Source organism: Pedobacter sp. CAN_A7, from assembly GCF_015752175.1.
Lineage (GTDB): Bacteria > Bacteroidota > Bacteroidia > Sphingobacteriales > Sphingobacteriaceae > Pedobacter.
In genome coordinates this window covers 37,845-48,589 of sequence record NZ_JADOUW010000003.1, presented here as the reverse complement: position 1 = coordinate 48,589, position 10,745 = coordinate 37,845, and the positions used below count along the sequence as shown (strand labels likewise).

Genomic DNA, 10,745 nt, shown 5'->3' with positions numbered 1-10,745 from the left:
TTGATGCTGTTGAGGTTAATAATTTATTCTGCTGAAGTTAATACTGCCGTTTCGGGTTCTTCTTCTTCATTACCGTATTGAGTTTTGACTTCATCAGCCGAAATGCCAATTTCATTCAGATACCTGGAAAATGTGGACGTGAAGCCATGGGTAACATACACCTGTTCGGCTTCTGTAGCTTTGATGGCCGAAAGCAGACCAGGCCAATCGGCATGGTCACTGAGTGCAAAACCCGCATCAGCACTTTTCCACCGGCGACCGGCGCGAACCTGCATCCAGCCAGAACAGATACCCGTGGCGGCCTGCTGCAGCGTTTTAATCCATTTGCCTTCCGCTAATGCCGGGGGAACAATCAAAATACCTTGTTGCAGGGTTTCCTTTTTAATTTCTGGCGTAATCCTGATGGTTTCTGGCAGGTCGACACCAGCCGCTATAAAACGTTCATTGAGGTTGGCAATGGCATTATGCACATAAATATCGCCATGATTGCTTAGGTTTTTAATCAGCCGCTGCGCCTTGCCCAGGCTATAAGCTATTAAAACAGTGGTTTTACCCTGTTCCCGGTTAGCTGTCGCCCAGTCTTTAATCGACTTAAATATCGTTTCCTGAGGTTTCCAGGTATATATTGGTAACCCAAAAGTGCTTTCCGTCACGAAAGTATGGCATTTTACTGGTTCAAACGCCGTACTGATGCCATCGTACTCCACCTTATAATCGCCTGATACTACCGCAACTTCTCCTTTGTATTCCAGGCGAATTTGTGCCGAGCCGATTACATGACCTGCGGGGAAAAGACTTACCTTAACGCCATTTATATCAAGTTGCTGGTCATAGGGCAGGGTTTGAACCTGCACATCGCCCAGACGCTGCAATAATATAGGTTTGCAAAGTTCGTGGCAGAGGTAGGCGTCATTGCCCCAGTAAGCATGATCGGCATGTCCATGGGTAATCACCGCCAGCTTCACCGGTTTCCAGGGGTCGATGTAAAAATCGCCTTGCGGAACATAAATGCCCTTATCTGTAAATTTCAGGAGTGCCATATCCGTATAAACAGCAGCTTGCCCGTAAAAGTTCTTTAACGGTCAAAAGGATTTCATGCTAACATCTTTATTACTGTAAACTATGAAGTTACTATAGCAATTATCGGTACTACAAAACTTCACCACGTTCAGGAGAATATAAGGTCCATCATCGTACGTTTCACGTCTGAAGAACTTATAACATTTCGTCAGGCTTTTGAAGAAATACAGTTAGTTGGTGTTCGAACACCAGAATCTGTTTTAAATGATTTAGGATAACCAAATGCATTTGGGCATTCTATACGAATGCCCAACATTTTGGCCGAACCAGTATTATTTCACAATTGGATTTCGCCTTGTGTCAAGGTAACATAACCAATTACTTTCTCTTAAAGGGCTATTTTGACAGATATACACTATCCGTCACGTTCTCAAGCCATACAGTAGGTCCATTTTGCCGACTAGTTATTGCAACCTGCACAAACTTCGTTTCTGCGCTTGCACCATGCCAATGGGGCAGGTTAGGGGGGCATTTAACCACATCTCCTTTTTTAAGGATAACTTTTGCCTTACCTTTTTCCTGATAGTATCCCACTCCTTCTGTCGCTAATATAATTTGACCAGCCGGATGCGAATGCCACTTGCTTCTTGCTCCGGGAGCAAAGGTTACATTCCCAACTGCTGTTTCATTTAAGCTATCTGCCTCAACAAGGGACTTCACCCAAACTTCACCTACAAAATTATCATTGGTGTTTTTATCTCCTTTAAGAAAAAGAGCGGATGCTGTATCTACGGTTTTTTGATCTTTGGCGCAGGCCATAATAAAGGCGGCTACAACTAGAAAAACGTATTTTGATTTAAATTTCATAGTTCTAATATTAAAGATTGACTTTATAAAATTGAAGCAGTTTGTTTACGGCTTGCCCCACATATTCTGGTTTCCAGTAGCTTTGTATATGGGTGGCTCCATCAATAACAAATAGTTCCTTGCTTTTTGCATTAGTCGCTTTGCTAAATGCTTCATCTGTCATATATTTTGTATCCGCCTTGCTGCCTGCCATCATTAGCAGCGGTTGATTGATCAGATCCATATTTGTGGTAGCATCCCAGGTCATTAAGTCAAGCATGCTGCTCATGGTATACAAAAAGGTTGAATTCGGATGTGTGTGGGTACGGTAATAATATTCATATCCCTCACGATACAGGTCCGTTGAGGTCTTTGCTATCTCCTCATCTGTAATACTCGCCACGCCAGCATAAATTATTTTACCCCCGGCTGCTTCCTGTTCACGGGCATCTGTTGCTTTCTGTAAACGCTCCTGAATTGTGGCTACCTGTGAGTTTTGAAAGCCATTCCGCCTTACCTCTCCTGAGTTGAACATACTTAACGTGGCCACTGCTTTAAAACGTTTGTCGCTTTGTGCTGCTTTTAAAGTATAACCACCACCACCACATATACCTAGAACACCTAAACTGTTCGTATCTACGCCAGGGTACCGGGTAATATAGTCAGCCATACCATGAATATCCTCAACACGATTTGCAGGTTTGTCCGTATGACGTGGTTCTCCGCCACTTGCGCCCTGGTAAGCCGCATCAGCAGCGATGGTTATGTAACCAGCCTCTGCTAAACGTTGCGCATATAGCCCTGCTGTTTGTTCTTTTATTCCACCATTTGGATGTGCGACAACAATAGCCGGAAATTTACTATTATCATTATAGTTTGCCGGTGTATAAACATGAGCAGCGATAACTATTCCGTTTAGCTTGTATTTTACGGGATGAATATTCACCTTTCCCTTCTCATTTTTAGTAACAGCTCCTTCATATACCAGTGTATATGGATTTTGCTGACGCACCTTTTGAGGAGATTGCGCTTTCACTGTGTCCAATGTTACCATAGACATTGCCAATACGATTACTGAAGTTATTTTTTTCATTTCGTTTTTTATTCTTTGTTTTTGTCAGCTAAGACTTCATTCAACACTTTTTGAGCAGACTTGCCCTTCTTTTTTCCAATGATAGGTCTGATGACCTCAACAAATTGCTGTAGCTGGTTAGGAGTTAAACCAACATTTAGACATATGGCTAAATGTGAACGTAACATAGGTTCAGCTTCGCCAATACTACTGATAACAGCTATTGTTACTAGTTCACGGTCTTTAAATGTTAGCACATCCCGTTCAAAAATGTCTGCAAACAGATGCTCTTTAAGAAAGACTTCCATGGCAGGCGCAAAAGCTGCATAGCCTTTTTTTGGCCCGGTTTCTTTTACACCTGTTAAGTTTTCCAATATCGCTTTTCCACGATCATATTTACTGCCTTTATCTGTAATTGGCGATGCTTCAGCGCCCAAGACGTCATTAATACCTTTGGCTTTACGTTCGTCCAACACAGTCATAAAGGTTTGTAACCCGCGAATGCTACGTGGGAACCCGCAATAGGCATAGGTATGCAGTATAGCTTCCTTAATTTCATTTACGGTCAGTCCGGCATCCAGTCCAGCATTCAAATTGCCCCTTAATGATGTCAGATCACCTTTTGCAGTTTGTGCAGAAATCGCAATGATATTTTGTTGTTTAGGATTTAAAGAGTCTTCCATATTCGGCTCTTGTGCATCAGTTTTCGAAAAGATGGCTACCGTCAGTACCATTAAAATGCAGAGCGATTTGTTCTTTAATATTTTCATTTACCTATTCTATTTAACTATTTCAATTTTTTGTAACCATTTTTGTATTTCAGCATCCGCCTGCTTTTCTTTTTCACCTTCCATCACAAAATAAATCCCGTCCCGTTCTTTTCCTCCCTGCGTGGAGAATCCCTCCAGGATGTTGCTCGATGGAGCCAGATCTTTTACAGTTTGAAATGTGCTTCCTATGCCATAGCCCGCATTCGTATTAAATGGTATAAGGGTTTTCCCTTTAAAATTGTGCTTGGTAAGGAAACTTTTCATTGGGGGTGGCAGCTGCATACCCCAGGTTGGAAAACCTAAAAAAATTATATCGTACTTCTCTATGCTGTCGATTTTAGTTTTAAGGGGAGGCAAATAGCCGCTACTATTTTCTTTTGCTACCTGATCCACAATAGCTTGATAATTTTCAGGATAGGGTTTTTCCAGTTCCAAGGAAACCAGTTTTCCACCTACCTTCTTCTGGATAATCTCGGCAATAGCTTTAGTGTTTTTTGTCCTTGATAAATAAATGATTAGCACCTTTTCATTGAGATCAGTAACTGGGCGCTGCGCTTTAGAACAACTGGAAAACAAGCAGCTCGTTGCCGTCAAGAGGATGCAAAATTTGAGTATCGTTTTCATTTTCATTTCTTTGATTACAAAGGTCCGGACAAATGCAGCGCTTAATGTAGACGGATTACAGAGATAGTAACCAATGTTACTTATCCAGACCTTTTTCTTTTAACCAATCGGAAAGCAAATCAGCGATTTGGATGTTATTCAGATCTGAAAACGGAAAATGGGTATTACCATTAATTCCTATCTCAGGTAAATGCACCACTTTTGCATCCCCTCCATGTTTATTAATGGTTGCTGCCCAAATTTTCGCCATTTCCAGGCCAGATCGCCAGTGATCTTTATTCCACACCGTAGAGGTTTCTTTTGCAATATTATCACCATAGTAGATGACAATAGGGAGTTTGGTTAGTTTAATAAAATCATACAAGGGTATTTCTGTACCTTTAAGTTCTCCGAAGAGACCTGACGATTTTATCGGTTGTGGTAGTTCACCTTTAGGGAATACAAAGCCGCTGTAGGGTTCATATGCTATAATCGCTTTAACTTTAGCATTTTTTATTGCTGTGCTCCAACCCGGACCACCTCCCTGGGAATGTGTTATTAAAATACCTCCATCAAGTTTATCAATCAATCGGGAGATTGCATTTGAAATAACATCAGCATCAAATGGACCTGTGTTAGGCGTCATTTGCCTGTAGAACTGCTCCAAGGCGGCAGTATCTTTAGGAAACTGAACTCCAGGAAAATAGTCGGGGTAGTTGCCAATTCTAAATTGTGTAAACCAAAACTGCTCATCGGCAACTGGAGAAACAGATGAGGCAACCATACTTTTACCCGCTGCACCTCGACGTGGCTGATCGAGCAGGTATATGCTGTAACCTTTTCTCAGGAAAATATTCTGAAACCCATCACGGCCATCAGGTGTGGTTTCCCAGGTTTTTTTTGATTGTCCGGCGCCGTGTAAGAAGACCATCGGATAACGTTTAGATGATGCAGCTATTTGGTAAAATACATAAGCATGATCACCGTGGAAGGTTTGACCAGCGGGTTTAAGGGCATCTTTCAAATCGAACGTTCCGGGTTCTTTTTTCTGAGTACCTCCGATGGCAAAGCTGCCCTGCTCTTTAATCATTAAAGGGCCGGACGCAGCATGTTGCTTTATCGTGTTACATGCGGAGAGAAACACTGAAATGACGCTTAACGCGAGAACAAGCCTACTTTTTTCCATAATAATCTTCATCAGAAACTTTGTCCAGCCAAATGGTTTTCCCTTTTTCCGCGGGCGATGTAGCGATGTAGGTTACGCCTTGATCAGGCGTTGCACCGTGCCAGTGTTCAATCCCTGGTAAACATTTGATCACGTCACCTTTTTTTATTGTCCTTTTAGGTTTATTCCTTTCCTGGTAGTAGCCTTCACCTTCAGTAACGATCAGGATCTGACCGCCAGGATGTACGTGCCAGTTCAAGCGTGCATCGGGATCAGATATCGCAACTGAGGTGCCGTAACTAAATACACTATCCGCATGGTTGAGCTCCCTAAGCCAAACATTTCCGGTATGGTTAACATTAGGTGATTTTTCTCCTTTTGGAAAAATGGGGGTTTCTTCAGGTGCGCTTTTGCACCCTGCCAAAGCCCCTAACAGGCAAATTGCTAATATTGAATTCTTCATAGTTTTTTTAATTTTAACTGATTCCACTCATAAACGCTATTTACCAATCATTTTTTGGCTTTGCTCTGTGTACCGATGACCTTTTACTTCAATTTTAGATACAGCTGCTTCAATTTCGATCAAATCTTGCGCTAATAATTGAACTTGGGCAGCGCCGATGTTTTCTTCCAGGCGATGCAATTTCGTTGTACCTGGAATTGGAACAATATATGGCTTTTGAGCCAGCAACCACGCAAGTGCAATTTGTGCTTCAGTTGCATTTTGCTTATTTGCTATCGTTGCAAGTAAGTCTACCAGCACCTGATTGGCTTTACGGTTGTCTTCAGAAAATCTTGGTACGGTGTTGCGAAAATCTGTTTTATCAAAATTGGTGTTTTCATCAATTTTTCCTGTCAAAAACCCCTTGCCGAGCGGACTGAAAGGAACAAAGCCGATTCCAAGTTCTTCCAGCACCGGCAGGATTTCTTTTTCAGGTTCGCGCCACCAGAGGGAATATTCACTCTGCAAAGCTGCGACAGGCTGCACGGCATGTGCTTTTCTGATGGACTGAATGCCAGCTTCGGAAAGACCAAAATGTTTTACTTTACCTTCGGCAATCAAATCCTTAACCGTTCCAGCAACGTCTTCCATTGGAACGCCGGGATCAACACGGTGTTGATAGAAAAGATCAATACGATCAGTGCGTAACCTTTTTAATGAGGCTTCAGCAACTGCACGTATGCTTTCCGGGCGACTGTCAAGTCCTTCACTTGTTTGAGCATTCTTAAAGCCAAACTTAGTAGCAAGAACAATCTCGTTGCGAAAGGGGGAAACCGCTTCGCCCAGCACCGCTTCATTGGTATATGGGCCATAAACTTCTGCCGTGTCAAAGAAGGTCACGCCATGCTGGAAGGCAGCCCTTATTAATTCGATGGCTGTGGTCTTATCAGCTGCAGGACCATATCCGAAACTCAATCCCATACATCCCAGTCCAAGTGCCGATACTTCCAGTCCGCTTTTACCTAATATTCTCTTTTCCATTCTCTTTATTATAAATGTTTACTGATCCAGTTTTCTTTCGCCCAGCCACTTGACCATTGCAGGATCGCGGTGGTCAAAAAAGCTACTGGTATTGGTGTCTAAAGTTTTGATGATTTCCATTTCTTCGCTACTCAACTGGAAATCGAAAATGTCAAAATTTTCCTCCATGCGTTCTTTGCGAACCGACTTTGGAATGGCGACTACACCCTGTTGGGTAAGCCAGCGGAGAACCACTTGAGCAATGGTTTTGTTGTGCCTGTTCGCGATAGAACCAAGTACCTCGTTTTGAAAGATATTATTTTTACCTTCAGCAAAAGGGCCCCAGGATTCGATCTGCACATTGTTCTCTTTCAAAAAGCTGTGCGAATAAACTTGCTGGTGAAAAGGATGGGTCTCAATTTGGTTTACAGCAGGGGCCACTTCATTGTGAATGATCAGGTCGATCAGGCGGTCAGGCTGAAAATTACTTACGCCGATAGCGCTGACTTTACCTTCTTTATATAACTCTTCCATAGCACGCCATTCTCCATACACATCACCAAAAGGTTGATGAATCAAATACAGATCTAAATATTCGAGTTGAAGTTTTTTTAACGAGTATTCGAAAGCTTTTTTGGTGCCCATGTAACCCTGAGATTGTATCCAAAGTTTGGTGGTGATAAACAGCTCCTCTCTAGGAACATCACTGTTCTTGATGGCCCTTCCTACGGCCTCTTCATTCATATAGGAGGCTGCAGTGTCGATTAGACGATATCCAGTAGCTATAGCATCCAAAACACTGCGCTCACATTCTGCCAGATCTGTTACCTGGAATACCCCAAAACCTAGTATGGGCATTTCTATACCATTATTTAATCTAACTGATTCCATGCAATAAATTTAAATACAATTACTATTACAAATATCCGCCAATAACACGCGTGGGAAGTATACAGATTCCTGTTTTAACTACCAATCTTACTGATGGCACTTACATTTCTATGCTAACACTACCGAATTCATTAAGTTTGTATAGGCAAAGACATAGTGCTATGGAAAAGGAATATAACTTTAAAACAATCAGTGAATACAATGCTTTTAACAACCACGAGACGCTGCATCCGCTAGTTAGTGTAATTGATTTCTCTAAAGCAGCAGAACGAACAGGTTCGAAAATGAATTTTGAACTTTATTGTGTTTTCCTGAAAGATGTGAAATGTGGCGATTTAAAATACGGACGTCACTATTATGACTACCAGGAAGGGACATTGGCTTTTATATCTCCGGGACAAATTGTAGACGTAGAAAATAAAGTAGACATTTATCAGCCCAAGGGGCACGCCTTGGTTTTTCACCCTGACTTGATACGAGGAACATCCCTTGCGAAAACTTTCAGTGAATATAATTTTTTCAGCTACTATACGAATGAAGCGTTGCACTTGTCATCAAAAGAACGCCAGTTGGTATTAGATTTATTTGCAAAGATTAACAGCGAAATTCAGCAGTCTATTGATAAACACAGTAAAAAATTAATCGCCTCTACTATCGAATTGCTGCTCAATTACTGCGACCGGTTTTACGATCGTCAGTTCATTACCAGAGATGCCGCAAATAAAGGCGTTTTAGAAAACTTTGAGGGCTTGCTTAATGGTTATTTTGATTCAGAGAAACCTTATTCTATTGGCCTGCCTTCAGTAGCTTATTGTGCGGAAGAACTTCATTTTTCAGCGAACTATTTCGGAGACCTGATTAAAAAGGAGACCGGTAAGACCGCGCAGGATTTTATTCAGGAGAAAATTATTGATGTTGCTAAGGATAAAATTTTCGAAGGTGACAAAACTGTAAGTGAAATTGCATACGATTTAGGATTTAAGTATCCACAGCATTTTATCCGGCTTTTTAAAAAGCGGGTAGGGAGCACGCCAAACGAATACCGTACCATGAATGGATAGTGTTATAGTATCCACTTGTTCAGGAATAAATTAAACGATTCTTTAAATTGTTCGCTTACATAAATTGTAGTATCCCCGACGAGAACTGATGTTTTGGTAGCAGATTTTATAGCTGCAGTAGACACTATGAATGAGCGGTGTAATCTTAAAAATTGATTGCCAGGTAATTTTTCCTGAAGCTTTTTTAAGCTGGTAAGCGTCAGTAAAGGTTTTTCTGTTTGCTTGAGGTAGATTTTAACGTAATCTTTTAAACTTTCAATATATAATATATCCTCTATCTCTACTCTTACAAGCTGATGTTCCACTTTTACATAAACGGAGTGTTTAACCTCGTCCACTTGGGTAACAATTCGGTCAGGCTGGTTTTGGTTTCCTTCCATCATCGTAAAATAGTCGAAAGCTTTCGCTGCCGCTTTTGAAAAGTCAACAAAACTAAATGGCTTTACCATATAATCTAGTGCATCGACGCGAAAACCTTCCAACGCATACTGGTCGTAAGCGGTAGTAAAAATTACTCTAAGGCTCTTTCTTTTGTCGGATTGCTCGATGATTCGGGCAAGCTCAACGCCGTTTAGATTAGCCATGCGAATATCAAGAAAGATTAACTGCAGTCCAGGGTTTGCATGAATGTGCTTCAAAGCATCCAGGGCATTGTTAAATTTGGCAACCAATTCCAAAAACGGTGTTTGGCTGATATATGAGCTTACTAGCGTTAACGCAGCAGGCTCATCGTCTACGGCAATACATTGTATGATCATTTCAGAATGGTTAGGGTTATACTGTATTCCTTTGCAAATGTATCACTTTCAATATCCAAACTGTATTTTCCGGCATACAACAAATCCAGCCGTCGCCTGGTATTAGCTATACCAATTCCTTGATCGGCATCAAGCTGTTTGCCCAGGTCTTCAAAAAGTGAGTTCCGCACTTCGAATATAAATTCTGTATCAGTCATTGCAATCCCAATGAATATATAGCTCGGTTCTATGGCACTGATTCCATGTTTGAATGCATTTTCAATGAAGGGGAGTAGCAGCATGGGAACAATTTTCATGTCGGACATCGGCGTTTGCTTATCAACGATGATCTGTACTTCATCTGATATACGCACTTTCATCAGTGCAATATAATCCTCGATAAATCCAATCTCCTTGTTTAGAGAGGTCCTGTCATTCTTTGTGTCATATAATACATAGCGCATCATATGGGATAGATTGTATATGGAACTTTTTGCAGCAGGCTGATCGGTATCCATCAACGCATATATGGTGTGCAAGGTATTAAAAAAGAAATGGGGATTTATCTGAGCTTTTAAGAAGGATAGTTCGGCACTTATCCTTTCCCGCTCAGATGCCTCGTAAGCAAGCTCATTTTTGTGCATTTTTTTCGCCATCGCTGAAAAATAACTTCCTGCGAGCACGATCGTTAAAATAGCGATAACAACTGTGGTGTCCCAGTGGTCACTTGGGCGATAAGGATAACCTGCAGAAGCATAAACATCGGTTAGTGCCGGATAAAGGTCAGTAATGTTTCTGACCCAGCGAAGTACTATTGGAACCAGGTATATAAGCAAGCATAGTACAATAAAATACAAGAACCCATACTTTTTATTGGCTAGTTTTGGAAAAAGAAAGTGAACATTTCCGAAATAGAAAATTACGTACAAGGTGTATTCTATTAGCTGTTTAATCCAAAAAACGGCTGGCATTTCCACATCCCGAGTCAAAGGAAAAAAAAATCCGATAATAAGTGCAATAATGGCAATAAAGTCAATGCTATATATTGTACGGAAAATCCGCTGATAAATTGTCATGAATGTCCTGTATCTTATAATGTTATAAGCCTGCAAAAGAGT

General features: G+C 41.3%; 12 protein-coding genes. 1 reads left to right on the top strand and 11 read right to left on the bottom strand.

Features of this window, described 5'->3' with window-relative positions; all coding sequences use genetic code 11:
* Nucleotides 1–23: 23 nt before the first annotated feature.
* From IWX76_RS11665 to IWX76_RS11625, 9 genes are all read right to left on the bottom strand, one after another.
* A complete protein-coding gene (locus tag IWX76_RS11665; protein WP_196860116.1) occupies nt 24–1,040 on the bottom strand; it encodes a ligase-associated DNA damage response exonuclease in 1,017 nt (338 codons plus the stop codon).
* Nucleotides 1,041–1,416: 376 nt separating this feature from the next.
* Entirely contained in the window at nt 1,417–1,887 is a 471-nt protein-coding gene (locus tag IWX76_RS11660) for a cupin domain-containing protein (protein WP_196860115.1), read from the bottom strand.
* Nucleotides 1,888–1,897: 10 nt separating this feature from the next.
* Complete coding sequence (locus tag IWX76_RS11655) at nt 1,898–2,959, bottom strand: alpha/beta hydrolase (RefSeq protein ID WP_196860114.1); 1,062 nt, start codon at nt 2,957–2,959, stop codon at nt 1,898–1,900.
* 8 nt (nt 2,960–2,967) lie between these two features.
* On the bottom strand, nt 2,968–3,708 hold the full coding sequence (locus IWX76_RS11650) for a carboxymuconolactone decarboxylase family protein (protein ID WP_196860113.1): 741 nt from the start codon (nt 3,706–3,708) through the stop codon (nt 2,968–2,970).
* A 9-nt stretch (nt 3,709–3,717) separates the two neighbouring features.
* Entirely contained in the window at nt 3,718–4,338 is a 621-nt protein-coding gene (locus tag IWX76_RS11645; protein WP_334641792.1) for a flavodoxin family protein, read from the bottom strand.
* Nucleotides 4,339–4,408: 70 nt separating this feature from the next.
* The gene (locus IWX76_RS11640) at nt 4,409–5,497 is read right to left on the bottom strand and encodes an alpha/beta fold hydrolase (protein ID WP_196860112.1); all 1,089 of its coding nucleotides are present in this window, start codon (nt 5,495–5,497) and stop codon (nt 4,409–4,411) included.
* Nucleotides 5,484–5,939 (bottom strand): cupin domain-containing protein, encoded by a 456-nt coding sequence (locus IWX76_RS11635; RefSeq protein WP_196860111.1) that lies wholly within the window; start codon nt 5,937–5,939, stop codon nt 5,484–5,486. Before IWX76_RS11635 ends, IWX76_RS11640 begins: the two co-directional genes overlap by 14 nt.
* Before the next feature lie 36 nt (nt 5,940–5,975).
* Complete coding sequence (locus IWX76_RS11630) at nt 5,976–6,959, bottom strand: aldo/keto reductase (protein ID WP_196860110.1); 984 nt, start codon at nt 6,957–6,959, stop codon at nt 5,976–5,978.
* Nucleotides 6,960–6,977: 18 nt separating this feature from the next.
* Nucleotides 6,978–7,829, bottom strand: a complete 852-nt coding sequence (locus tag IWX76_RS11625; protein WP_196860109.1) for an aldo/keto reductase — start codon at nt 7,827–7,829, stop codon at nt 6,978–6,980.
* Between the two features lie 161 nt (nt 7,830–7,990).
* On the opposite strand from IWX76_RS11625, the gene IWX76_RS11620 reads away from it, so the two are divergent.
* Nucleotides 7,991–8,890, top strand: a complete 900-nt coding sequence (locus IWX76_RS11620; RefSeq protein ID WP_196860108.1) for a helix-turn-helix domain-containing protein — start codon at nt 7,991–7,993, stop codon at nt 8,888–8,890.
* Between the two features lie 2 nt (nt 8,891–8,892).
* On the opposite strand, the gene IWX76_RS11615 is transcribed toward IWX76_RS11620, so the two are convergent.
* Together IWX76_RS11615 and IWX76_RS11610 are read right to left on the bottom strand one after the other, a co-directional pair.
* A complete protein-coding gene (locus IWX76_RS11615; protein ID WP_196860107.1) occupies nt 8,893–9,648 on the bottom strand; it encodes a LytR/AlgR family response regulator transcription factor in 756 nt (251 codons plus the stop codon).
* A complete protein-coding gene (locus IWX76_RS11610) occupies nt 9,645–10,703 on the bottom strand; it encodes a sensor histidine kinase (RefSeq protein WP_196860106.1) in 1,059 nt (352 codons plus the stop codon). Before IWX76_RS11610 ends, IWX76_RS11615 begins: the two co-directional genes overlap by 4 nt.
* Nucleotides 10,704–10,745 lie beyond the last annotated feature (42 nt).